Here is a 23311-nt window from a genome sequence, read left to right as displayed (position 1 = left end):
CTCGTTCTTTACTCGGCGTCTTCCTCGGCCTTGTGCCGAGGATCTGCGACGCCGGCTGCAGATACTCGGGACAAGCCCGAGTATGACGAAAGAGGAGTTGTCCGACTTTCTCAGCAGTCTGAGGGCCGGCGCGTCACCGGCCCTCTTTCCGTCAGCTCGGTATAGGCAAGCGTCTGGTCGAGATGCCGTGCCCTCAGCGACAGCAGTTTCTCGGCATAGGCGAGCCGGATCGCCGCATAGGCCGGATCGGCCGCGACATTGTCGAGCTCCATCGGATCGTCGCGGAGATTGAAGAGCAGCGGCGGCAAGGCGGCAAAATGCACATATTTGAACCGCGCATCGCGGATCACCGCGAGATTGCATTCGTTCGATTTCAGCCCGAAATACCGCTCCGCTTCGCCGCCCGCGATGTCGCGGAAATCGAATTCCCAGAATGCCGCCTCCCGCCAGTCCGGTCTGCTCCCGCCCTTGACGAACGGCATCAGCGATCGGCCATCGAGCCCGTTCTTCGCTTCGATGCCGAGCCTTTGGCAAAGTGTCGGAAAAATATCAGCAGCGCTGGTGAATTTGTCGACGACCCCACCCCCCGCACGGCTTGCGGGATCGCGAATGACAAGTGGAATATGGTAGCTGCCGTCGAAGAAGCCGCCCTTGCCGAGCGTCCAATGATCGCCCGCCATCTCGGCATGGTCGGAAGTGAAGACGATCAATGTATCGTCCCAGGCGCCCGCATCCTTCAGGGCCTGCCAGATCCGACCGAGCTGCGCATCGACCTCCGATATCATGCCGTAATAGATCGACCTTATCGCGGCGAAATCCTCGGTGTTCCAGTCGCCGAGCGGCCCCGTCGCGCCGTGGACGAAGTTGCCCTTCTCAACGCGCGGCATGGCATAGGCGAGATAGGGATGACTGTCCTGTTCGGCGGCGCGGTTTGCCGCACGCGCAAAAGCCGGCCCGTCGCCCGGCTTGAACATCCGGTTGAACGGCGCCGGCACGGAGAAGGGCGGATGCGGGCGTAAGAAGGAGACATGCGCAAACCACGGCCGATCCTGCTCGCCCAGCCAGCGAATGAACTCGCCGGCCAGGAACGCCGTCTGGGTCTCGTCGCTGGAATAGGCCGGCGCCGCATTTGAAATTTCGCCGGCTTGCGCGCCGACGGGAATATGGATGTCGCGGCTGACGGCATGCTGATGGCCGCGGGACCTCAGCCAGGAAAGCCATTGCCTTTCGTGTTCGGGCAGAAGCTGGCGGGCCGTAAAGCCCGGCAGCACGCCTTCATAACTCGTCAGATGCGGATCGCCGGCATCCATGCCGCGCGGATCGGGCGCCGTGTCGGTGTAGCCGAACAGCGTCGGGTCGTATCCCGCCCGCCGGGCGGCGAGCGCCAGATTATCGAAGCGGGCATCGAGCGGCGAACCGTTGCGGCAGACGCGGTGGTTCATCTGGTAAAGGCCGGTATAAAGTGTCGCCCGCGCCGGCGAGCAGGGTGCGGCCCCGGCATAATGCCGCCGGAAGAGCGTGCCTTCCCGCGCCAGCGCATCGACGGCAGGGGTTTTCACGCAAGCATGGCCGACGGCCGACAGGCAATCGCCACGCCACTGGTCCGCCGTGATCAGCAGAATGTTCGGCCGGCGGACCTTGTCAATGCGGGTTGGCTCAATGCTGGTTGGATTTTGCATGCCAGTTCCAGGCGGAGCGGATGATCTCGGACAGATCATACTGCGGCACCCAGCCGAGCACATCGCGCGCCTTGTCGTTATTGGCGACCAGCGTATGCGAATCGCCTTCGCGACGGCCGATATATTCGACCGGGAAAGGCCGGTTCGACACATCCTCGATCGCGCCGAGCAATTCCCTGACCGTCGTGCCGGTGCCGGTGCCGAGGTTGAGCGCGACGGAATCGCCGCCCTTCAGCAGGTATTCGACGGCACGCACATGCGCATCGGCAAGATCGAGCACATGGATATAGTCGCGCACGCAGGTGCCGTCGCGCGTCTCGTAATCGCTGCCGAACACCTTGAAGCCCTGGCGGCGGCCGAGCGCCGCGTCGATCGCCAGGGGTATCGCATGCGTCTCCGGCTGGTGCCATTCGCCGATCCGGCCTTCGAAATCGGCGCCGGCCGCATTGAAATAGCGCAGCACCACCGAGCGCAGGCTTCTGTACTGGTCGTAATCGGCAAGCGCCTGTTCGACGATATATTTCGTCCGCCCGTAGGGATTGATCGGCACCTGCCGGTGCGTCTCGTCGAGCGGCACGCTCTGCGGCAGGCCGTAGGTGGCGCAGGTGGAGGAGAAAACGAAGGCATTGATGCCGGCCGCCTGCGCCGCCGAAAGCAGCGTCAGCGTACCGATGACATTGTTCTCGTAGAAGGACACCGGATCCTTGACCGATTCGCCGACCTCGATCAGCGCTGCGAAATGCAGGATCGCCGCCGGCTTGTGCTTGGCGAGCACCTCGTCCAGCCGGGCGCGATCGCGAATATCGCCTTCCTCGGCCGGGCCCCATTTGACGAACTCGCGATGGCCGTTCGAAAAATTATCGAAGACGACAGGCTTGTAGCCCTTGTTCGCCAGGTCGAGGCACGTATGCGAGCCGATATAGCCGGCGCCGCCGACCACAAGAACCGTTTCACCTGCCATGCACCACCCTTATTATTAGCGAGAGATGAAAGAAACCTAGACGAGATACACGTCAATAAAAAGAAGGAATTGCGATAGGCGTGCACGGAGAATAGGTCAAATGCCGAACCGCCCTGGCCCCGCGTGTTTTGGACCGGATCGGCGATCGGTGAATTATTCGCGTGATTTGCATAACCGCCCGTTTTAAGGGGCTTTAGCAGCAATCAGCCAGGGAGCGCGCGAATGAGGAAGGCATTGGTTGTTTGGGGCGGCTGGCAAGGCCATGAGCCGGAGCAATGCGCTCATATCGTCGCCGATCTCCTGCGCGAGGACGGCTTCGCGGTAGAGGTGACCGGCGATCTCGGCATATTCGGCTCTCCAACACTTGATAAAACCGATCTGCTGGTGCCTGTTATAACAGGTGAAACGCTCGAAAAACCTCATGCCGCCGCCCTGGTCGAAGCGGTGCGCGGCGGGCTCGGGCTTGCCGGCCATCACGGCGCGCTCGCCACCTCCTTCAAGGAAAGCGCCCCTTTCCGCTATGTCTCCGGCGTCACCTGGGTTGCTCATCCCGGCAACATCATCGACTTCCGCGTCGCCGTCACCCGCCAGGACGATCCGGTCATGGAGGGCATTCCCGACTTCGACTACCGTTCGGAGCAATATTATCTGCACTATGATCCCACCGTCGAAATCCTGGCGACCACCACCTTTACCGGCGCCTATGATCCGGCGGCCCGCAATGTCGTGATGCCGGTCGTCTTCAAGCGCCATTTCGGCGCCGGCCGCATCTTCTATTCCGCCCTCGGCCATGTCGCGGCCGAATTCGACCATCCCTACATGCCGCTCATCCTGCGGCGCGGCCTCAGCTGGGCCGCCCGCCGGTAGCGTTGGAGGGCGGGGAGCGGTCTTGCCGACCGCCCACCCGCGCCTAATCTCTCCGTATGCCGGATCGCTTCTCTTTCCTCCCCGCCACGGCCGACCGCTTGCCCGATATAGAAGCAGTCTTCGACGATTGCTCCGGCGGCCGGAATTGCCGCTGCGCCTACTGGTATCTTCCGAATGCCGACTATAAGGCCGGATGGGGCGAGGGAAATCGCAGCTGGTTTCGAAGCCTCGTCGTCGGGCCGCGCCCGCCGGGCATTCTCGGCTATCACGAGAACGAGCCGGCCGGATGGTGCGGTGTCGCGCCGCGCGCCGTGTTCGACCGGCTCCGCCGCTCAAAATCCTTTGCGCCGGTCGACGACAGGCCGGTCTGGTCGATCAACTGCTTCATCACCCGCAAGCCGTTCCGGCGGCAGGGTCTGGCGCGATCGTTATTGAAACACGCCGTCGAATTCGCAAGCGCGAACGGGGCTGAATGTCTCGAAGCCTACCCCGTCGATCAGGCAGCCCGTACTTCGAACGGAGCCGAGCTCTATCCCGGAGCGCTTTCGATGTTTCTGGATGCCGGCTTCATCGAAGTGGCAAGACGCCTGCCGGCAAGGCCGATCGTCCGCCTGGAATGCCGCTGAATATTTCGGCAACCCAGGGATTGATAAATACGGCTTAGCGAGCCGCTTTGATCGGCCGCTCGTCCTCGACGGCGGGCGCCGCCTCGTCATAGACCCGCATCAGCCGCCCGGCTGCCTTCAGCTTCTCGATAAGATCGTTTCCGTCAGCCGAGGCCTTGGTCAGCTCCAGCTGCTCGAACTCCCGCAGCGCCTGCGCCCAATGGCTGTCCCCGCGCCCATCCGGCCTGCCTTCCGATTCCCACAGTGAATAAGCGCGCTGGCTGACCCAGGCGTCTTTATTGTGACTCATAATCAACCCCAGCGAGAAATTTCGGAAAGAATATTCGATAGGGAATAAGGTGCCAAAACCGGCTTTAGGAGTCGTTACGAGGCAGCGTTAGTTTTTAGCTAATACCGAGGCGCCGGGGATTGTCCCCGGCACGCCTTTCCAGACCTTGGCCTCGTGCCGGCTCCAGGATAGGGTCATCCGCAGAAACGACAGCGATGACCGATGGTAGCCAAGACAACCCTCAATGCGAAGAATCTCGAATCCCTCGGTGCGCAGCGGCTTGCCGAACTGCTGATCGAAATCAGCACAGGCAGCGCCGCCCACAAACGACGGCTTCGAATGGAGCTTGCCGGCAATCACGGTGGTGCGGAAGTGGCGCGTGAGGTGCGCAAGCGTCTCGCCAGCATCGCGCGGGCCCGCACCGTCATCGAATGGCATAAGGTGAAGCCGATCAACGCGGATCTCGAAACGCAGCGGTCGGCGATCGTCACCGTCGTGGCGGCCGACGATCCGAAGGAAGCATTCGATCTTATCTGGCAATTCCTCGCCGTCGCGGATTCGATATGCCGGCGATCCAACAGCAGCGACAGCGCCTTCATCGAGACGTTCCACCAGGCATGCGCCGATGCCGGCGTCATCGCCAGCTCCGCGGGGATCGGTATCGATGTCCTTGCCGACAGGGTCTTCACGGCGCTGCAGGATAACGACCACGGCCAATATGATCCGCTGATCGCCGAGATGGTTCCGGCGCTGGGCAAGGACGGCCTGGAACGTTTGAAGAGCCTCCTGGTGCAATGGTCGAACGAACCGGAGGAGAAGCCTGCCGACGCCCACCGGGAGATTCTCGGCTGGAGCGGCAACGGGCCGATCTATAAGGACGAGCTCTACGCCAATCAGCGGCAACTGACGGCGCGCATCGCTCTGCAGGAGATTGCCGATGCCCAGAATGATGTCGATGCCTTCATCGCCCAGCAGCCGGAAGCGACGTTAAGGGCGCCGACGGTCGCAGCGGAGATCGCCGACCGTTTGCTCCTGGCTGGGCGCGCCGAGGAAGCATGGGAGATTTTGGACGCCGCCGATCACAGGGGGTCGTTCGAACTGCCGTTTGAATGGCAGCGCGCCCGCGTCGAAGCACTCGAAGCCCTGGGACGAGGGGAAGAAGCGCAAGCCTATCGATGGCAATGCTTCGAGCAATCGCTGAATGGCGAGCACCTGCGCGCTTTCCTGCGAAGGCTCGCCGACTTCGACGATATCGAGGCCGAGGAGAAGGCATTCGCCTTCGCACATGGCTTTCCGGATGTTCATCGTGCCCTTGGCTTTTTCCTGACGTGGCCCGCACCCGCCGAAGCGGCGAAACTCATATCCAACCGCCAGGCGGAACTGGACGGCGACCTGTACGAGCTGATGACACCCGCCGCCGAGATGCTGCGGGAGAAATACCCGCTCGCGGCAACCCTGCTGCTGCGGGCGATGATCGGCTTCGCCCTCGATTACGGCCGATCCAGCCGTTACAGACATGCGGCGCGCCATCTGGCGGAATGCGCGTCGCTGGCACCTCATATTGGCGATTTCGGCAGCGCCCGGCCCCACGACGCCTATGTTGTCGAGCTGAAGCGCCAACATGGAAATAAGCATGGCTTCTGGCGCCTGTTGCGTTAAGCCGAGAATATCGATCTCACGACCGAAAACGACATCGCAATGACCGGAACCTCGTGGCACGCCCTATCGGCGGAATTTTCCAGGCAGGCGCGCGTCTGGGCGTCGCACTATCGAATAACGTGGGGCGTTCAAAATTGACAAACTTTGCCAAATTGTGTCACCCTACAAAAATAAGGAGGCCGATATGGCGACCATGAATGTATCCCTGCCCGACCCGATGAAAGACTGGGTCGAGGCGCAAACCAAAACGGGCCGCTATGCCAACGCGAGCGATTATGTCCGCGACCTGATCCGCAAGGATCAGGAGCGAAAAGATAAGATCGCCGCCATGCAACGATTTGTCGATGAGGGGCTGAAGAGCGGCGTCGGTACGCGCTCGAAGGACGAGCTTTTTGAGGCGGCGCGGGCACGCGCTGAAGCCTCCCGCAGCAACTGACGATGGGGTTTCACCTCACAGAAGAAGCCGAAGAAGACATGATCGGCATTGCCGAGGCGGGAATCCGGCTGTTCGGGCCGGCGCAGGCGCGGCGCTACCATGACGAGCTTTACGCCATTTTCGACCTGATTGCCGCCAATCCCCGAATGGCGCGAGAGCGTCCTGAGATTTCGCCGCCTATGCGCATTCATCCCTTCAAGGCGCATCTCGTCGTTTATACAATCGAAGAGAATGGCGATGTCCTTGTTGTCCGCCTCCGGCATGGACACGAAGATTGGCTTGATGGAAACGATTGAAATTCGGCTATATCGGAAGAAAACCGTCTCGCCGACGCCTTGGAGAAACGCACCGCGCAAGGCATCTTACCGCTTTAAAGAAGCAAATTGATCGGGCTACAAGCCGCAAGCAAAACGACGCAGCACGATGGCGGGCTTCGGATGTGCCATTTTCCCGGGTGGCTGCCGACAGTATGGCGTGGGCGACATCGAAATGGCGCTCAAACGAGCCGCCAAGGGCTATGTGCTGGGCGTGAACGCCAATCATCTCTTTCGCTCATGGAGCAAACCGCTGGCCGTTGCCGGGACAGCGAAGGGCATCGCCGAAGCCTTGCCTGACGATGCCTGGCGACGCCTGTCGGCAGGCGATGGGACCAAGGGCGCGCGACTGCATGATTGGGTCTATCTCGAATTGGCCGACCTAGATGCCGATGATTTCGACGCGGCATTCCCCGGTGTCTGGACACGGGGGCTGCTGATCCGCCGCAAGATTGCCGATGACGCTGGAAGGCGGCCAGGAGACGGCAAAGAAGGTCATGGCCGCCATCGCCGCGCATCGCGAGGAATTCGAGTTCGATCATCACGCCGGCGGCCCGAATATGGACGTCACGCCGAACCAGATCATCGAGCGCCTCGAAAGCTATAGCGGCGTCAAGCTGAAGGAAGCTTTCGCAATCCCGGATCTCGACCGGGAGATCAAATGGCACTGCAAATACGCCCGGCAAAACGGCATCCATGTCTCGCCGACCTTCATGATCGATGGGCTGGTGCAGGCGGACGTCAGTAGCGGTGATGAGGTTGGCGTCTGGGTGAAGAAGGTGTTGGGCAGTTGACGCCAGTCAGGCCGGCGTCCAAAAATTACAAACGCTGATGCCTCAGTGATCCGACCTGGGAGATAGGTGACGTTTGTACCGGAGGCTTGGGTAACATTTTGCGTTTTTGGCACTAATCTCTAGGCAATGAACGTTTGGGCGATTGGATCATGCGATGGCGCTACTACCGGCTGAACTGCGTTCCCCACGCCTGGCCGTCCTGATCGATGCCGACAACGCCTCTGCCAAGATCGCTGATGGTCTGTTCGAAGAGATCGCGAAGATCGGCGAGGCAAGCGTTCGCCGGATCTATGGTGACTTCGCAAGCGCTCGCTCGCAGGCCTGGACCAATGTGCTCGCAAAGCATGCGATCATTCCACAGCAGCAATTTGCCTATACGACCGGCAAGAATGCCTCCGACATTACCCTCGTGATCGACGCGATGGATCTGCTGCACAGCGGACGCTTCGACGGCTTCTGCCTGGTCTCTTCGGACAGCGACTTCACGCGCTTGGCTGCGCGGATCCGCGAGCAGGGAGTCGATGTCTTTGGATTTGGTGAGCAAAAGACACCGGAAAGTTTTCGACAGGCCTGTCGTAGATTTATCTACACCGAAAACCTGCTGCCGACTGTCTCGTCAAATGGGGTCGATCCCATCCAAGCGCCGACATCTCTCCGGCAACCGAGCGCCGCCACACCCATTATCAAGAAAGTCATTGCTCAGATGGAGAGTGAGGATGGATGGGTGGCGCTCGGTGCGGTTGGGGCACGGCTCGCAAATCTGGCGTCGGACTTTGATCCGAGAACCTACGGTTTTCGGAAGCTTAGCGACCTGGTGCGGAAGACGAACGCTTTTGACGTCGATCAGCTCGAGGGTAAGCCATTGCGGATCCGGGTCAAACAGTCAGGCTCGACGAAGAAGACCTAGCTCGTAGGTCTTCGGCATGGACAATGAAGCTTATGGCGGAGAGGGTGGGATTTGAACCCACGATACCCTTGCAGGTATGCCGCATTTCGAGTGCGGTGCATTCGACCACTCTGCCACCTCTCCGCGGTCAGGTCGGCGCTTGTTCGGCGCGGGCGTTCTCATAACGGGCAAATGGCCGTGCGCAAGTGCGCCTTCGGCGTGCCATTTCATTCGGCGTAGGTAGCCTTGAAAAGTCGCGCCGCGTTCAAGGTTTTGAGGTCGTTCAACCCGTGGCCAAGATCCAAGATCTGTTTGATTGTCATGATCCCTTGATCCCGCAAACCTTCCGCTTTCTTTGCGCCAACGCCATTGAGGAGTTGAGCTGGGCCGGCCAGCGTGTAGTCGCCTTTGATGGGGATAAGCTTGCTATCATAGACTGCCTGCTCTAACCCCGCCATCTGACCCGTAGGTGCAAGTTGGGGTTTCCAATCTCCAGCATCGATCCAACCGAAGCGGATCAAACACATCGTCATACCGTAGAAATTTACGGTGATGTAATATCCCGACTTCTCTTTCTTCCCCGTGCTGCCTGCCTGAAGTTCCTGCCCGTAACTTCGATTCCCGAATATCTTAAGGCCTAATTGTCCTGATGCTTTAATCTCTATGGATTGCGCTGGGTTTTGTTCGCAAACAAGATCTTTCTCCCCGCCATGGCCGCTCCGCCACTGTCCATTTGTGATATCCGAAAGGCGTTTGGCGAAGAGCTTTTCAAAGAAGTAGCCAACTACGGTGGCCTGCATTGGCAAATGGCGCAATTCAATAGCATCGGTGCCGGTTCCGATACTAGTCGACCAGAGAGAGCTCCAGGCGTGCAGACTGATAGCCAAAATATCCGAGAGCTTGAGAGGATGCTCAGCAAGCAATTTATCAGTCACGCTCAGCCAATCACTTTCTGGAACATTTTCATAAGGCCCCGACATCGAATCACCCCAAAGTTGCTTCTCAGGCAGCTTCGGATCACGATTTTCTGTGAAGGACCAGCAGAGTCTCAAAAAAAAATTCAGGCGGCGCTTCAGGTGTCCTAGAATCAGAGAAAATGATTCGAGGTAGGCAGAATGCTCGCGAGAGATGACGGAAAAGAACGTTTTGAAAGAGTGGTGGCGCGTCTGGGAACTCCTCATGCGCGCGGGAACCGCTTTGCCGTCTTTAAGATCGATTGTCTGGAAGCCTTTTCTGCGTTCGAAACAAGCCAATTTGATCTATGTGTGACGAGTCCGCCATACAACATCGGCAAAGAATACGAAGATGTAGTTCCAGGTGAGGATTATATTTCCTGGTGCACCACCTGGCTGAATGAGATCTACAGGCTCACCAACATCAATGGAGCGTTCTGGCTTAATCTTGGGTATAACAAGATCGAAGGTCGAGGAAAGGCGGTCCCTCTTCCCTACCTGCTTTGGGATAAAACGCCATTCTTTCTAATGCAGGAAGTGGTGTGGAACTATGGGGCCGGCGTCTCCGCGAAGAAGTTTCTCTCCCCCAGAAACGAAAAGTTTCTTTGGTATGTCAAGGATCCTGACAACTACACTTTCAACTTGGATGACATTCGCGATCCAGATGTTAAATATCCGAACCAAAAGAAAAATGGAAAGCTTCGGTGTAATTCTATTGGTAAGAACCCGTCGGATGTATGGACAATCGCGAAGGTTACCTCTGGGAAAAATCGCTCATCCTCCGAGCGAGCACCACATCCGGCGCAGTTCCCCCTGGATCTGATCGATCGGATTGTGAAAGGGTTTTCGAATTCTTCCGACCTTATCCTTGACCCATTTATGGGATCAGGAACCACGGCTGTGTCGAGTGTAAGGCAGGGACGGTTTGCGATCGGTTTCGAAGTAAATAGCCAATACATAGACTATGCCGCTGACCGTATCACAGATGCCGAGCGTGATTTATTTTTCTAACACCACACTAAAGGAAGTGCGGGGCCAGCGCCGAATGACCTATAAATCGCGTTCAGCCCTGGTGATGATCAGGACCGTCCTAGCTCGGCGCCTCCCGACGTCTTCGCAGCTCTCGATGTGCCAAACGCGCCAGAGAGGCTACCTGGCCATCTAGCTGACGATGCTATTCAATCCGGACTTCCCGCAAAATGCGAGCCAGGGTTTTCGGATGGACTTTGTATCGTGCCGCCACTTCAGAGATCGGCTCCAGGTCGATTTCGACAGCGCGCCGAGCATCACCGGTTTGCGCGTCAGTCATCGACGGACGGCGTCCAATGCGAGATCCTCGCGATCTGGCAGCTTCCATCCCTGCCTTGGTGCGCTCGCTGATGATGGCTCTTTCGAATTCCGCCATCGCGGCCATCATATGGAAAACCAGCCGTCCGCCCGATGATGACGTATCGATGCTCTCTGTCAGCGATCGGAAGTCACAGCCCCGCTTCGACAGCCCGTTCACAGTTTGGATGAGATCGACCAATGAGCGTCCAAGTCGATCTAGCCGCCATACGGCGAGCATATCACCAGCCCTCAGCTGTCGAAGCGCTTTCCTGAGACCAGGACGTTGAAAGTCAACACCAGATAGTCCGTGATCGGTGAAGATCTCAGAACAGCCCGCAGCCTTTAAAGCCGCAACCTGTAAATCGAGATTCTGCTCAATGGTAGAGACGCGAGCATATCCGACGAGTTTCATACGGCTTATCCTTCGATTGGCACTAAGCCATTGACATAAAGGAACCTTTGTCCGATAGACGTTACGACCGATAGCCGAGCGGGTCACATCCTTAGGTTTCAAGGACTTCCGGTTCGGTGCAAATTTAAGCCCGACAGAGCGAAATGGTTCCCTTTCGTTCCCTCGGGTCATCGACGCGTGCGTGTTAGGGAGAAATGAAATTGCTGCTGATCATTGGACTCGTCGGCGTCATTTTCGGCGGCGCATGCGCCATCGTCGCATCGAATAAAGGTCGCGACGTCTTGGGCTGGTTCGTCCTCGGCTTCCTATTCAACCTGATCGCCTTGATCGTCATCGCGGCGCTCACTCCGTTGGACAAAGCACAGGCAGCGGAGGGCGCCAGCGACAAGCGCCTCCCCGACGAAGAAGTGATGGGAAAAGATGAACGGCTAAACCGAAGCGCTAACCTGATCGACTAACTCAAGCACCCGTTCGAGCTCGATCTCGCGCTCAGCCGGCGACATGTCCTTGGTTCGTTCAAAAGCGTCAGCAATCATGTCCACTGCCTGACAGGCAGCCCGGTGAGGCGGCAGCTCAGTCGTCCGACACTGCTCCCATTCGCCGTCGTCGCCGATCCGGTAGTAGATGTAGCTTTCGTCGAATGCCGTGTTCATTGTGCCGCGACCTCAGCGACTCTCTGCAGAGCCTTCTTCGTAGCACGTTGACGCTTCTTTGATTCGGCGTCCTGCTGACGCTTGCGGTCCTTCTTCTCCTCCTCAGTCATGCCAGCCAAGTGGAGATAACAGCGAGTGTTGGTCTCGTCTTTCCCAGCGCGCCGACGACTACCCTCCCTGTGAAGACGCAGCTCACGGTCGAACGAGCTTTCTCCTGCAAGTTCTGGATGTCGCCGGTAGGGACGCACACGTCGTCCGTCGGCAGCTCGCTCATTGGCGTAATCCTGCCGAGCCTGCCTTCGCCTGGCTTCAAGGTATGACTCCCGATTGTCCTTGCGATATTGCTCGATCTCCAGCAGCTTATCCGCAATTTTCTCTCGAAGTCTTTCGGACATCGGAGGGCACCTGCGTTCGATGGGCTCCAAAGAATCCTCATCGATCGAAGCGAGGAGTTCGTCGAGAACTGAGATATTGGTCGTCGGTGAACGAATTTCACCACCGTCGCCTGGTTCATCGCTGTAATAGGCGATCAGATTGAGCTGGATCTTTTGATCACGATCGTCGTCGGATTCCGTTGAGGTCAGGTAATTCAAGGTCAACATCCTTTCTAGCTGTTCTGAAGAATGAATAGTCAGCTTGAGGTCCGGATGCGTGATTTTGTGATCGAAGGCATTCGTCCGAAAACTTGCTGTTTTCCCATATGTGCTATTACTTACATATTATCTTTTAGTAATCTCTTACATGAAGAAACAACGACCGAATTTCGGACACGAAGAAGCAGGTCACGCTCGCTTCGCTCGCCTGCGCGCCCTTCGGGCTTGCCGGCCGCCTCCGGCGTCCGATGAATTCAAACTCTCTCCGGCTTGATTTTCGTTTTCTCTTGCTGACTCTAAACCACCCCGTTCGGTGTCAAAGTCCTTCTCGGCGACAAGACGGTGCCCGCGTGCTCAGGTTGACTCGAGGATCGTCACCGGCGCGCTTCGTGAGTCTGTCGCGAGTTGCTCTATTGGGAAACGATCGTTGCAGCCAGCGACCGGCTATGCGACTGCCGGGCTCTCGTTCGCTCGTCGCCCGGTCTCTCATCGTCTGGCCGCATGTGCTTGGCCTATCTCGACCGTGCCTGGCATCGGTAGTCTCCCGTGTTATTCGACCCAAAAGCACGGGCGCGGCGCGCTTCTTCCAAAGCGGCGCGGCTTTGACCAAGGTGCCAATTGTCCCCGTGCCGTGTCTCAGAGAGCACAGCAGTCGAGGAGGACGAGGCAATCAAACCTCACGTGCGCTCACTCGTCGGTCGTTCCAAGTCGTATCGTGTTGAGCGCTCGACGGACATCTGCTCAACTATGTTTCTTCCACTGGGTAGCCGAAGATCTACGAGAACGGGGTTGTGAGCGCGTGCTTTGGAGGGGGCACAACCCGTCTCGATCAAGGCTCGATCGATCGGACGAGCATCATCGAGCACATACGGCTCGAGCCGTCGCGCGCCAGCCTCGCTCGATACGTGAGCACGGCTTGCCTGGCCATGTTGACAGAAAGGGAAAACGTGAAATCGGGGTTTCCGTGTCAACGTAGCGTTAACTTACGTCAACATCAAAGCCTTGTGAGGATGGTCATTAGACAAAATGGGCTGAAATGCTGTCAACATTGGTTGACGCCAAAAGGTGGATTCCGGGTGGCCGTGTTGACAGTGGACCGGGCCTGTCAACATGTGGACCTGCAATCACAGGGAGGTAGTTAGTGCGATCGACATGGCTGTTAGTGTGTGCTGGGCTCTTATGCCTGCCCGGTGGTCCTGCCTTGAGCAAGGAGAAGAAGGTCGAGTTCACGGTCGGCGATATGCTGGATCATGCCGATGAGCCTAGATGGTTTTCGGCGATCGTGGGCGCCGGGAAGGGGATAGAAGGCGCGAACCTCGTTATGGAGGGAACCAAGCGACCGACGCTCTATTGCCCGCCTCGGCGTCTGGCTGTCACCGGCGATCAGTATGTCAGAATCCTGCGAGGCTACGTCGAGAAGAACCCTGATCTCGCCAAGCAGGAAATGGGCTCCTATGGATGGATCATGGCCGAAGCCTTGGCTGATACCTTTCCTTGCCGTGACTAGTGCTTGGAGTGGCTCAGCTGCTCTATGGAGAGCGTGACCAGGCGGTCCTCTTCCTCCTGGGCCAGCCGGTTGAAGGCGAGCTCTTGGAAGGCTGCGGCTGTCTCTGTGCGGTTCCAGCCGTATTGCGCAGCAAGCAGCAGCACCTGGTCGAAGGTGCCCTCTAGGGCGGCCTGACAATCGAGGTCGAGATCGACAAGCCTGGAGGATGGGTAGTTCAAGCACCGAATTGCTCAGCCAGCGGGCAGCATCATGTAAAGCGTGAACGCTATTTTCTAGGACTTCGATCGCGGCTGACTGAGCAGTGGGTTGCTTTCAGGAAAGGCGGGCCACCAGGTTATCAGCGCTCAGGTGTGTATATCGCTTCAGCATTCTAAGCTCTTTGTGTCCCGAGATGCTACTGACTTCGATCACATTCAGCCCTCGCTCGAATAAACGGCTGACCCCTTCATGGCGAAGATCGTGAAACCTCAGTCCCACGATATTTGCACGCTTCAGAAGACGTCGCCAAACCTGTTCAAAAGAACCGGGGGCGATAGGAAAGATCGTAGCTTCATCTACGGGCGCATTTTCCTTCCACCAGGAAAGCGCATCGAACGCACGCTGCGTCATCGGCACCTCGCGACCGGACCCGTTCTTCGTAATTTCCAGCGTGATGACGCGGCGGTTATGAGAGACGTCATTCCATTTCAAACCGAGGATCTCGCTACGGCGCATCCCGGTCTCAATGGCGACGATAAGCAAGGTCTTCATAAACGCGATCTTGCCACTGTCGCACCCGTCGAGGAGGCGCTGCTCTTCGTCACCTTCCAAGCGGCGCTTGCGCTCGTTCCGAATGATGGGTCGTCGAACAAGCTTGACCACGTTGCGGCTGAGAGGAAAGCCCCAGTCTCGCATCGCGACTTCGATGACGTGACTAAGGATCGCCATTTCGCGAACCGCAGTAGATGGAGCTACGCTGCTAAGACGCTCGTCGCGAAACGATGCAATATCCGGCTGTGAAAGGCCGACAAGTGTCCTGTGCGCAATCTCGTGACGCTCTAGCACGTCAATGCGCTGGATCTCCTGGACGCATCCGCGTTTGGTGGGTGATACTTCGATCTTGTAACGTTTGAGTAAGTCGCCCAGCGTTGTGGTTTCCAGGATCTTGGTGTCAGGTGCAACACCGAAGCGATCGACCTGGCTTTCTAGCTCGCGTGCCCACTTGTCGGCTTCTGACTTGCTATCAAAGCTTTTTGCCCGAGGCTTCATACCGCGTCGCCGCACCTGTGCTTGCCAACGGCCTCTAAGTTTTCTGATCGTCGCCATTTCGTTCCTCGTTTGATGTCGTCGATCAATGCGTAGGATGCCCCGCAAAGGGTGCCAAGGATCATTCCGGCACGCGAAGAGGCGGGCGATTAACTGCCGTTCGAGATCGATCTCGCGGGTATTGATGGGCTCTTGCTCCTTCGAAGCCGATGTCGTTTGATATCGCGCAGGTTCCGGGCGTTTCGTTCGGTCTGAGTCAGGAACAGGAGGAACTTCACGGCATGCTAACTCTACTTTCGAGGCTACAGGCCGGAACACTCGGCGAACTGCTTACCGTAGCAAAGCTGAACAGCCTCGGACACGCAGCATACATCAGCCCCGAAGGCGCACCCGGTCACGACGTCATCATAGTTATCGATGGCGTGGCTAAATCAATCGAGGTGAAGACCAGGCAATTCCGAACAAGCCCAGCGCAGGACATCACCCGCTGGCCAGTGAATATGACCACAAAGGGCAACGCCGACTTCTTCATCTTCATCGAGCTGGATCTCAGAACTCTCACGCCAACGTTCTATGTGCTGGCTAACGCCCAGGCGCGCGCCACCTTTCGAGACTACATCGGCGGTGGAAATTGCTACCCACCCGAGGTCAGGCGCCTGATCACGCCGAACGACTTCTCGGCGCTCACAGCACACCACCACGACGCCCTGGGCTTGCTAGCGGCATCAGAGCTTTCTGATCATCCCCATGTGATCTCCATCGACGGTGAAGATCACGAGTAGAATGCCCGTGGAAGGAGCCAAGGATTATCGCGGCCCAAAGGCGGTCGATTAACCGCAATCCAGAATATGCAGTGTTGAGCCTGCAACAACCTTGTCAGCTTCGGGCGTATGTAGTTTGATAATCTCGGGCTGGGAGCTTGTTCATGCGTAAGTTGCTTCGATCTGCCGCGGTGAGCGCTGCGCTATGCGGAATGACAATTGTCAGCCCTGCCGCCGCGTCTGAGAAGGCATTTGGTCCGTTTGTTGTGGATGACGCCAAGCCAGATGTCATTGTGATGAACGGCGATATCGACGTCGGCTCAGCGCTCAACTTCCGGCGGGCTCTTCATGCAGCCCCGGCGCTAAACTTGTTACCTTGAACAGCTCAGGCGGCGCCGTGCAGATGGGTCTGCTGATGGCAGACGACATTCATGAGCGAAAGCTCGCGACCTACATCTCGAAAGACAGCGCATGCCTATCCGCATGTGCTTATATGTTTCTTGCGGGTGTCGAGCGGAAGGTCGACGGCAAGCTCGGCGTGCACCAGATCTCGTCTGATACCTCGGATCTTGTGGGAGCGCAGCTCACGATTTCGGACATCATTGACGTCCTCAACCGCTTCGATACTCCCGTGGACGTGTTGAGCGTCATGTTCAAGACACCGCCGAATGACATGCACGTCTTCACTCCAGAAGAGATTGAGCGGTATAAACTCAACCGAACTGGCGATGGGTCAAAGCCCTCTGCAGCGGGCACGTCGGCAGCACCAGATACATCTCCGCCCGCCCCAAACGCGACGAGCACAACGGAATCAACTGCGCAGCCGGTGACACCGGAGCAGCCGCGCTCGATAGAAACAACGGTAGGCACCACGCCGACGCCGCAGACACAAGCGAAACTCTCAACGATCGAAGAATTCACGAAGCGCCCAAACCGAATCGCCGTCTATACCGGCCTCGATCTCTTCGGCGACGACATTTCTTCTATCCGCGCAAGCGACGCTGCGGAATGTGCTCAGAGTTGTCTGGTGATGAACGGTCAATGCAAGGCGTTCACTTTCAACGCCAACCCAAAGATCACAAAAGGGCCGAACTGCTTCCTCAAATCCAGTGCGGGCCGGGCAGATGGAAATAGCGTCGCCTTCTCAGGCCGATTCCTCAGCGGGGCCGACGCCGACCCGCCCACATTTGCTCTTGGAACGATCGACCCGCAGAGCGCACTCTTTCACGACGTTGACTTTCGAGGCGGCGATCTCTCCCCACGCCCTCATAGCACCGCCAAGACGCCGCTCGACTGTCGCCTCGCCTGCGTTGACGACAATCGCTGCATGGCATTCTCCTATAATTATGCGAAGAAGCAGTGCTGGCTGAAAGGGTCGGTTGGCACACCCATGCCAGGCAAGGGAATGGTCAGCGGGTTCAAGAAGTTTCAGAACTTCTCGCCCGCGAAGATCATCAGCTTGAACTAAGGGGCGGCCGTGCGATTTTCTGAAGAAGTATGCGAGCGGCTTGGCAACTACGTCTATCGCCTCATCGATCCGCGGAACGGCGAGACGTTTTACGTCGGTAAAGGTCGTAACAATCGCGTATTCGATCATGCCGCTGGCGTCGCAGACTTAACAGATGACGACAGCCAAACACTTGGATCAAAGCTCGATCGCATCCGGGCGATAAAGAACGCTGGGCTTGAGGTGCTTCACGTCATCCATCGTCATGAGATACCTGAGGCAGCGATCTTTGAGGTGGAGGCTGCATTGATCGACGCCTATCCAGGCCTCACCAATATTCAGGGTGGTCACGCTAGCAGCGACCGTGGCCCCATGAACCACGTAGAGCTCCTGGATAAATATAGCCTACCGACGTTCCCTCAGAACCCCGAGCACAAGCTGGTTCTGATCAACATCAACAAGCTTGATAATAGGTTCGATCGTCGAGCAATCTACAATCTCGTCCGCTATTGCTGGAGAATTTCAAGGTCACGCGCTGAAAACGCTCAGTATGTGCTCGCCGTTATCCGCGGAGTGGTTGTAGGGGCGTTTGAGGCCGAGAGGTGGATGGCCGCAACTGCCGACAACTTCCCTGACATTCCTTATGCCGACGGATCCGAGGCACATAGGTTCGGCTTTGTCGGACGGGATGCACCGCAAAAGATATGGGATCTCTACGTTGGTGCGCGAGGCAAGCGGATAACCGCCGGCGAGCTTAAGCACGTTCAAAATCCCGTCCGGTTCTGGAGCTGTTGAAAAATATAGCGGATTAGCCTGCGTCGAGCCATGTCGAGATCATCGCCGGCGGGCTTGAGCTCCTGATCGTTGCCAACCTCCAATCGATGTTGAACGTTACGCGGAGATACCCCTATTTCGGAGCCAAGAACTATCCCGGCACGAGCATTGATCGGGCTTCCGCGATGCTCACCCATCCGGGCTTCAGGACCATTGCCCGATGAATTAGCCGATGGCAGCAAGCGCAGACCAGCGCTAAATCTGCTAACCTAGTGTTACGCTCGCCGGCTTCAGACAACGGAACCAGATGATGCGCTTCAAACATGGCTTCCTGCATTGAGATGTCCAAATCAGGTCGCGACAACTCGCAGATCTCGCAACTAAGCCCCAATTGCCTCCGATTGGTCAGCAGAAGCTTTCGGACCTTTGGATTTCGCTCGCGACGAACGTGAAGGGCTGTAAGTAGCCGACCCTCGGGCAGCTCTTGCTCGACGTCTGGCAACGGCTCCGTGCCGACCACCGTGATGCCAAGCCTGATCGCGGTGGCGATCCGGCGCACCTCATCCGGTCGATTTCCAAACTCGGCCCATATCCGGCGGTCCATATTGGAGACGTTGCCAAGGCCTTTGCCGGTGGCCACTTGGCGAATATTCATCAGTTTGAAGCCGATGCCATCTGGATTTCGAAATGTCGGCTGTTTCGCGGCTTCGGCATGATACGGCAGTGAACGCAGGAGTTCCGACAGCGCTCTCACCTCCGGCGCTTTTGGCGAGGGTATAGATCGACAGCAAGGAGGGTCTCATCGCGTGTCCAATTCGGATTTCCATGTCCCTGCGTGACTGCCAACTTTAGCCCCTCAAGAGTCAGTTGTTCACGGCTTGTCTCGCCTCAGCATTTCTTCAACCACCTGGTTTGCAGTCTCCGGCTCGATTTTCATACCTTGGCCATCTTGGTCTGGAGACGCGCGTTCAATTTCTCGACGCCCTCCTTCGTTGCGCCAATAGTCCTCTAGGACTTTTAGCCGAGCGCGATGGTTTGGCGGAATCGTTGAGAAATACGTATCTTCGCTGCCTTCGATATAGGGAATGATGATATTGCCCTTATGCTCCAGGAAGAATTGCTCACAAAATTTCTTGATTTCATCGGTGTTGCGAGATTTCTGGTCCAGAAGCGTGTCCTCGGCGCGCTCCAGCGCCGATGATTTAGCCATGTCTACCCAAAATACGGGGTAACCAAGACCGCCGAGGACGCCTTTCAAATGCTGACGTCCTTCATAGCGGATCTCCAGTTCGTCAAGGCCTAACTCTGGAGGACTGCCTCTAACCGCGTGCACCAACATCAGGGCCAGGTCGACTGCAATTATGAGTTTGCGTGGGGTTGCTAAAGCACAAAGACGGAAGCCCGCATCAATGGAGGGACCAATGAAATCGCGCCTCATCGTCAAACTCGAACCGTTTTCGTAATACTTATGCAGAAGAGCTAGGTTCGAGAATATCGTATCATCGTCATTGAGCGGGCCGTCGCTATAATCCAAAGAAGAATTGAATATTACCTCAGTATTTGTTATAGGAAAGCCTGCAATCCATGCAGTAGATTTAACATCAAGTGAAGGATATTTTGTCCGCAACGCCACCCGAAAGGTCGCAACACTTCGGATCCAGCAGTGAAGACAGGCTAACGCCTCTCGGTGATCACGAAGAAGCTTAATATACAGCAGTTCGTCGCCGGCACTTTTCCACAATTCCGGGGGCTCGCCGACAGGCCAGTCAAACTTTTTTGCGACCGTCTCAGCATAGATCGACCACTCTTGCGAGAAGAGGCGCTCAATCTCACGGTAGAATTCTGCGATTGGAGAAAACCAAGGCTCGGCGATACGAGAGATCGATTTTTCGTCTGACTTAAATGCTGCCTGGTTGGTCTGCTTAAACGCGGTGGAACCAACGATGTCCACACTCAGGAAGAGCCTCAACCGTGCAGACAAAGGTCCAGCGTTGTTCGGCGCCAAACCCTATGCTCCCAGGCCCAATGATTTTGCGCGAACCTTTGCAGCCTCGATGGATACTTTGAACCGGTCCGCGAGAGCAGCGATACTGCCATTTACCTCCGCGTAAATTCTCCGAAACTCGCCTTCGGGCATAAGGAATGCCGCGGCAAACCAGTTGGCCTCCCACTCAACGCGACCTGTGCCGTAGCGTTTCGCTTCGATCGGACCCACTTCCTTCTTTTGATTGAGTGGCCAAAGATAGTGAAGGACATAGTGCCCCAGCTCGTGAGCGATCGTAAATCTATCGCGAGCCGGTCCCGTATGAAGGGCTACGACAACTTCAAAGTTGTTATCAGAATCAATCCGAATTGAACCAGAGCTTGAATCGGCGATTTCCCAAAGCTCCTGGGCACGAACTCGCCCGCCGAGCTTTGAGATTACGTCATTCAAATCTCCACCGACGCCAAAGCCAAGCTGCGTCGCCACCGACGTTGCGAAGTTCTCTACCGAATCCTTGCTCAAGCCCGAAGGCTGCGGAGGATTATACGAAATCGTAGCCACGATGAATTTCCGGTTGATTTCTATTCAATATAGAGTCCTCCCTGATTCGCAGCAAGAGGTTGCGACTCCTCATCTTCCACCATCATCCAGAGGTGGGACGTGCCGCGCATGTGGCCCCATCTCACACTTTGCCATCGAATTTGGTGCCTGATAACAAGTCAGCAGCGGCCAAGTGGAAGAGAACGCTGGAAACCTTGGAGACCCCGGAAGCGTTATGGCGGAGAGGGTGGGATTTGAACCCACGATACCCTTGCAGGTATGCCGCATTTCGAGTGCGGTGCATTCGACCACTCTGCCACCTCTCCGCGGTCTGGTCGGCGCTTGTTCGGCGCGGGCGTTCTCATAACGAGCATATGACAGGTTGGCAAGCCGAAAAGTCGAAGCATTCCATCCTTTTGCCTTGACAGTTTTTTGTCGCTCGCGTATCTCGGCTGCGCAATAGGTTTGGAGAAATCCGCGCCTTGCTTGTCCTGCGCTTGCGCAGGACGCTTCACCGGCAGGAAGAGTTCGAGGGTAGCCCTCTGAAATCCCTGCTTAACTTCGACTGATAAAAAGACGGCCACCTTGCCCAAGCGGCGAGGAGAGCTGGAACGAACATGAAAGGATAAAAAATGTTCGCAGTCATCAAGACCGGCGGTAAACAGTACCGTGTGGCAGCCAACGACGTGCTGACCATCGAAAAGCTGGAAGCCACCGCTGGCGATTCCATTGAATTCACCGAAGTGCTCGTGATCGGCGAAGGCGCCGACGCTGCGATCGGTGCGCCCTTCGTTACCGGCGCCTCTGTCAAGGCAGAAGTCGTCGAACAGAACCGCGGCAAGAAGGTCATCGCCTTCAAGAAGCGCCGCCGTCAGAATTCGAAGCGTTCGCGCGGCCATCGTCAGCATCACACGGTCGTCCGTATCACGGACATCGTGGCTGCCAAGTAAGATCAACGGGACAAGGTTTAAAGGAGAACTCCAATGGCACACAAAAAAGCTGGCGGTTCCTCGCGCAACGGTCGCGATTCCGAATCCAAGCGCCTTGGCGTGAAGAAGTTCGGCGGCGAAGCCGTCATCGCAGGCAACATCCTCGTGCGTCAGCGCGGGACGCAGTGGCATCCGGGTTCCAACGTCGGCCTCGGCAAGGATCACACGATTTTTGCGCTTACCGCCGGCAATGTGAACTACCGAACGAAGGCCAACGGTCGCGTCTACGTGTCTGTCATGCCGAAAGCGGAAGCAGCGGAATAAGCCGGTAGCGCTCAAAAACAGCCGGCGTCTCATCGACCCGGCTGGCCGTATCAGGTTCAGTCCAGAAAACAGGGGAGATGGGGCGCCATCTCCCCTTTTTCTTTGTCCAAACAGGAGGACTGAACATGCAAGGCGAATTGTTAAGGGTAGACCAATCACGGTCTCCCCGGGAAGACCGGGTGTCTTCCGAAGAACGGCTGAGGCCGGAACGGTTAAGGACCGATTGCCCTGTCTTACTATCGGAAAGGCTCGTCATGCGCGCGCCCCACGAAGAAGACATCGACGCCCTTGCCCATCTCGCCAACAACGCCAAAGTCGCCACCATGGTATCGCGTATGCCGCACCCCTATACCGCCGATGATGCTGCTGACTTCGTGCGTCGCACGAAAAATGGCGAGATTGGCAAATGCGTCTATGCGATCACCAAGGCCGAAAACGGCGCCTTTATCGGCTGCTGCGGTGTCGAACCGCATGCCGACGGCAGGACCGTCGAGATCGGTTACTGGCTGGGCGAACCCTATTGGAACCAGGGCTATACGACCGAGGCCTGCCATGCCCTGGTCGATATGGTGTTCAGAACCCGTCAGGACGTCGATCAGATCGACGCCCGCTGCCGGGTGATGAACGTCGCCTCGCGCCGCGTCATCCAGAAATGCGGTTTCCAGTTCCAGGGATCGGGGCTCGCCGCCTCGCTGGCGCTCGGCAGCAACGTGCCGGTGGAATGGTACAGGCTCGACCGCAAGACCTGGATGTCGCTCCGAAGCTGGGGGAACATCGCATGAGCACATCAGCGCTGCAAAGGCCGGAGGCCAAGCCGATGATGCCAGGCCCCGCGCCCGTCATCTCGACCGCCCGGCTGACGCTCCGTCCCCACCGGCTGAGCGATGCGCCTGCGATCGCGGAATCGCTCTCCGATTTCGCGGTCACGCGCATGCTGTCCCGCGTGCCCGCGCCGTTCGACCGGCAGGATGCGCTGGACTGGCTGATCCCGGTCACCTCGGGCACCCTGCCGGACTGGCCGCTGGCGATCACCGGCAAGGACGATGTCCATATCGGCAACGTCTCGATCGAGCTGCGCCACGGCCGCTGGCACCTCGGCTACTGGCTGAACCGCTACTACTGGCGGCGCGGCTATATGAGCGAGGCGGTGGCGGCGATCATCGAGCGCTTCTCGCGCCGCATGCCGGAGACGCCGGTTCATTCCGGCGTCTTCGCCGACAACCCGGCCTCGCTGCGGCTGCAGGAAAAGCTCGGTTTCCGTATGGTGGGCTGCGGCGAAATCTATTGTTTCGCCCGCAACACCATGGTGTCGCACATCGAAACCGTGCTGCAGCCGGGCATGCTGCAGCCGCGGAAGGTCGCATAGCCGA

General features: G+C 57.5%; 29 protein-coding genes, 2 tRNA genes and 2 pseudogenes. 19 read left to right on the top strand and 14 right to left on the bottom strand.

What is annotated here, in order from left to right; all coding sequences use genetic code 11:
• Window positions 1-110: 110 nt before the first annotated feature.
• Together CO667_RS07875 and galE are read right to left on the bottom strand one after the other, a co-directional pair.
• Window positions 111-1679, bottom strand: coding sequence for an alkaline phosphatase family protein (locus CO667_RS07875; protein WP_097617849.1), 1569 nt, complete (start codon window positions 1677-1679; stop codon window positions 111-113).
• The gene (galE, locus tag CO667_RS07870; RefSeq protein ID WP_097617848.1) at window positions 1657-2640 is read right to left on the bottom strand and encodes a UDP-glucose 4-epimerase GalE; all 984 of its coding nucleotides are present in this window, start codon (window positions 2638-2640) and stop codon (window positions 1657-1659) included. Before galE ends, CO667_RS07875 begins: the two co-directional genes overlap by 23 nt.
• A gap of 222 nt (window positions 2641-2862) precedes the next feature.
• Here galE and CO667_RS07865 point away from each other — a divergent pair, with 222 nt between their 5' ends.
• Together CO667_RS07865 and CO667_RS07860 are read left to right on the top strand one after the other, a co-directional pair.
• On the top strand, window positions 2863-3507 hold the full coding sequence (locus CO667_RS07865) for a ThuA domain-containing protein (protein WP_097617847.1): 645 nt from the start codon (window positions 2863-2865) through the stop codon (window positions 3505-3507).
• Window positions 3508-3563: 56 nt separating this feature from the next.
• Window positions 3564-4133 (top strand): GNAT family N-acetyltransferase, encoded by a 570-nt coding sequence (locus tag CO667_RS07860; RefSeq protein WP_097617846.1) that lies wholly within the window; start codon window positions 3564-3566, stop codon window positions 4131-4133.
• 34 nt (window positions 4134-4167) lie between these two features.
• On the opposite strand, the gene CO667_RS07855 is transcribed toward CO667_RS07860, so the two are convergent.
• Complete coding sequence (locus CO667_RS07855; protein ID WP_097617845.1) at window positions 4168-4422, bottom strand: DUF2934 domain-containing protein; 255 nt, start codon at window positions 4420-4422, stop codon at window positions 4168-4170.
• Between the two features lie 201 nt (window positions 4423-4623).
• Between CO667_RS07855 and CO667_RS07850 the strand changes: the two genes are divergently transcribed.
• From CO667_RS07850 to CO667_RS07825, 6 genes and pseudogenes are all read left to right on the top strand, one after another.
• A complete protein-coding gene (locus tag CO667_RS07850; protein ID WP_097617844.1) occupies window positions 4624-6060 on the top strand; it encodes a DUF6880 family protein in 1437 nt (478 codons plus the stop codon).
• Window positions 6061-6244: 184 nt separating this feature from the next.
• Window positions 6245-6496 carry a type II toxin-antitoxin system ParD family antitoxin gene (locus tag CO667_RS07845; protein WP_097617843.1) on the top strand — a complete coding sequence of 84 codons (252 nt, stop codon included), beginning with the start codon at window positions 6245-6247 and terminating at the stop codon, window positions 6494-6496.
• A 2-nt stretch (window positions 6497-6498) separates the two neighbouring features.
• Window positions 6499-6792 (top strand): type II toxin-antitoxin system RelE/ParE family toxin, encoded by a 294-nt coding sequence (locus CO667_RS07840; protein WP_097617842.1) that lies wholly within the window; start codon window positions 6499-6501, stop codon window positions 6790-6792.
• Window positions 6793-6923: 131 nt separating this feature from the next.
• Window positions 6924-7270, top strand: a pseudogene (locus CO667_RS35775) (IS701 family transposase); the annotation flags it as partial.
• 1 nt (window position 7271) lies between these two features.
• Window positions 7272-7604 (top strand): annotated as a pseudogene (locus CO667_RS07830) (thioredoxin); the annotation flags it as partial.
• Between the two features lie 154 nt (window positions 7605-7758).
• On the top strand, window positions 7759-8511 hold the full coding sequence (locus tag CO667_RS07825) for an NYN domain-containing protein (protein WP_097617841.1): 753 nt from the start codon (window positions 7759-7761) through the stop codon (window positions 8509-8511).
• 33 nt (window positions 8512-8544) lie between these two features.
• Here the strand turns inward: CO667_RS07825 and CO667_RS07820 are convergent.
• Both CO667_RS07820 and CO667_RS07815 read right to left on the bottom strand, forming a co-directional pair.
• Window positions 8545-8634 (bottom strand) — tRNA-Ser (locus tag CO667_RS07820).
• A gap of 83 nt (window positions 8635-8717) precedes the next feature.
• Window positions 8718-9470, bottom strand: a complete 753-nt coding sequence (locus CO667_RS07815; RefSeq protein ID WP_179874090.1) for a ScaI family restriction endonuclease — start codon at window positions 9468-9470, stop codon at window positions 8718-8720.
• Window positions 9471-9605: 135 nt separating this feature from the next.
• Here CO667_RS07815 and CO667_RS07810 point away from each other — a divergent pair, with 135 nt between their 5' ends.
• Window positions 9606-10454, top strand: a complete 849-nt coding sequence (locus tag CO667_RS07810) for a site-specific DNA-methyltransferase (protein WP_097618092.1) — start codon at window positions 9606-9608, stop codon at window positions 10452-10454.
• 163 nt (window positions 10455-10617) lie between these two features.
• Here CO667_RS07810 and CO667_RS07805 read toward each other — a convergent pair whose 3' ends face one another.
• Window positions 10618-11184 (bottom strand): recombinase family protein, encoded by a 567-nt coding sequence (locus tag CO667_RS07805; RefSeq protein ID WP_097617839.1) that lies wholly within the window; start codon window positions 11182-11184, stop codon window positions 10618-10620.
• Between the two features lie 200 nt (window positions 11185-11384).
• Between CO667_RS07805 and CO667_RS07800 the strand changes: the two genes are divergently transcribed.
• A complete protein-coding gene (locus CO667_RS07800; protein ID WP_143540704.1) occupies window positions 11385-11642 on the top strand; it encodes a hypothetical protein in 258 nt (85 codons plus the stop codon).
• On the opposite strand, the gene CO667_RS07795 is transcribed toward CO667_RS07800, so the two are convergent.
• Together CO667_RS07795 and CO667_RS07790 are read right to left on the bottom strand one after the other, a co-directional pair.
• Window positions 11613-11837 carry a hypothetical protein gene (locus CO667_RS07795; protein ID WP_097617837.1) on the bottom strand — a complete coding sequence of 75 codons (225 nt, stop codon included), beginning with the start codon at window positions 11835-11837 and terminating at the stop codon, window positions 11613-11615. The two genes, CO667_RS07800 and CO667_RS07795, sit on opposite strands and share 30 nt — an antisense overlap.
• Window positions 11834-12430, bottom strand: a complete 597-nt coding sequence (locus CO667_RS07790; RefSeq protein ID WP_143540703.1) for a hypothetical protein — start codon at window positions 12428-12430, stop codon at window positions 11834-11836. Before CO667_RS07790 ends, CO667_RS07795 begins: the two co-directional genes overlap by 4 nt.
• Window positions 12431-13631: 1201 nt before the next feature.
• Here CO667_RS07790 and CO667_RS07785 point away from each other — a divergent pair.
• Window positions 13632-13937 (top strand): hypothetical protein, encoded by a 306-nt coding sequence (locus tag CO667_RS07785; RefSeq protein ID WP_143540702.1) that lies wholly within the window; start codon window positions 13632-13634, stop codon window positions 13935-13937.
• Here the strand turns inward: CO667_RS07785 and CO667_RS07780 are convergent.
• A complete protein-coding gene (locus tag CO667_RS07780; protein WP_097617834.1) occupies window positions 13934-14155 on the bottom strand; it encodes a hypothetical protein in 222 nt (73 codons plus the stop codon). The two genes, CO667_RS07785 and CO667_RS07780, sit on opposite strands and share 4 nt — an antisense overlap.
• A 94-nt stretch (window positions 14156-14249) precedes the next feature.
• On the bottom strand, window positions 14250-15242 hold the full coding sequence (locus CO667_RS07775; RefSeq protein WP_097617833.1) for a site-specific integrase: 993 nt from the start codon (window positions 15240-15242) through the stop codon (window positions 14250-14252).
• Between the two features lie 149 nt (window positions 15243-15391).
• Here CO667_RS07775 and CO667_RS07770 point away from each other — a divergent pair, with 149 nt between their 5' ends.
• The 4 genes from CO667_RS07770 to CO667_RS07755 all read left to right on the top strand — a co-directional run bounded on the left by CO667_RS07770 (window position 15392) and on the right by CO667_RS07755 (window position 18185).
• On the top strand, window positions 15392-15964 hold the full coding sequence (locus CO667_RS07770; RefSeq protein ID WP_097617832.1) for a hypothetical protein: 573 nt from the start codon (window positions 15392-15394) through the stop codon (window positions 15962-15964).
• 143 nt (window positions 15965-16107) lie between these two features.
• Window positions 16108-16323, top strand: a complete 216-nt coding sequence (locus CO667_RS07765) for a hypothetical protein (protein ID WP_097617831.1) — start codon at window positions 16108-16110, stop codon at window positions 16321-16323.
• A gap of 23 nt (window positions 16324-16346) precedes the next feature.
• Window positions 16347-17411, top strand: coding sequence for a PAN domain-containing protein (locus tag CO667_RS07760; RefSeq protein WP_097617830.1), 1065 nt, complete (start codon window positions 16347-16349; stop codon window positions 17409-17411).
• A gap of 9 nt (window positions 17412-17420) precedes the next feature.
• Window positions 17421-18185 (top strand): hypothetical protein, encoded by a 765-nt coding sequence (locus CO667_RS07755; protein ID WP_097617829.1) that lies wholly within the window; start codon window positions 17421-17423, stop codon window positions 18183-18185.
• Window positions 18186-18315: 130 nt separating this feature from the next.
• Here the strand turns inward: CO667_RS07755 and CO667_RS07750 are convergent, their stop codons facing one another.
• The 4 genes from CO667_RS07750 to CO667_RS07735 all read right to left on the bottom strand — a co-directional run bounded on the left by CO667_RS07750 (window position 18316) and on the right by CO667_RS07735 (window position 21014).
• Entirely contained in the window at window positions 18316-18918 is a 603-nt protein-coding gene (locus CO667_RS07750) for an HNH endonuclease (protein ID WP_210421743.1), read from the bottom strand.
• A 117-nt stretch (window positions 18919-19035) separates the two neighbouring features.
• A complete protein-coding gene (locus CO667_RS07745; protein ID WP_097617828.1) occupies window positions 19036-20169 on the bottom strand; it encodes a hypothetical protein in 1134 nt (377 codons plus the stop codon).
• A gap of 3 nt (window positions 20170-20172) precedes the next feature.
• A complete protein-coding gene (locus CO667_RS07740; protein WP_245433084.1) occupies window positions 20173-20709 on the bottom strand; it encodes an ImmA/IrrE family metallo-endopeptidase in 537 nt (178 codons plus the stop codon).
• Between the two features lie 215 nt (window positions 20710-20924).
• A tRNA-Ser gene (locus CO667_RS07735) sits at window positions 20925-21014 on the bottom strand.
• Window positions 21015-21320: 306 nt separating this feature from the next.
• Here CO667_RS07735 and rplU point away from each other — a divergent pair.
• The 4 genes from rplU (at window position 21321) to CO667_RS07715 (ending at window position 23307) form a co-directional block, all read left to right on the top strand.
• Complete coding sequence (gene rplU / locus CO667_RS07730) at window positions 21321-21638, top strand: 50S ribosomal protein L21 (RefSeq protein ID WP_003543907.1); 318 nt, start codon at window positions 21321-21323, stop codon at window positions 21636-21638.
• A gap of 33 nt (window positions 21639-21671) precedes the next feature.
• The gene (gene rpmA, locus CO667_RS07725; protein WP_003567620.1) at window positions 21672-21941 is read left to right on the top strand and encodes a 50S ribosomal protein L27; all 270 of its coding nucleotides are present in this window, start codon (window positions 21672-21674) and stop codon (window positions 21939-21941) included.
• A 125-nt stretch (window positions 21942-22066) separates the two neighbouring features.
• Window positions 22067-22723 (top strand): GNAT family protein, encoded by a 657-nt coding sequence (locus CO667_RS07720; RefSeq protein ID WP_097617827.1) that lies wholly within the window; start codon window positions 22067-22069, stop codon window positions 22721-22723.
• On the top strand, window positions 22720-23307 hold the full coding sequence (locus tag CO667_RS07715) for a GNAT family N-acetyltransferase (RefSeq protein WP_097617826.1): 588 nt from the start codon (window positions 22720-22722) through the stop codon (window positions 23305-23307). Before CO667_RS07720 ends, CO667_RS07715 begins: the two co-directional genes overlap by 4 nt.
• Window positions 23308-23311 lie beyond the last annotated feature (4 nt).

It is taken from the genome of Rhizobium sp. L43 (assembly GCF_002531725.1).
Taxonomy (GTDB): domain Bacteria; phylum Pseudomonadota; class Alphaproteobacteria; order Rhizobiales; family Rhizobiaceae; genus Rhizobium.
The sequence above is the reverse complement of the archived record's forward strand: the minus strand, read 5'-3'. Positions and strand labels throughout refer to the sequence as shown.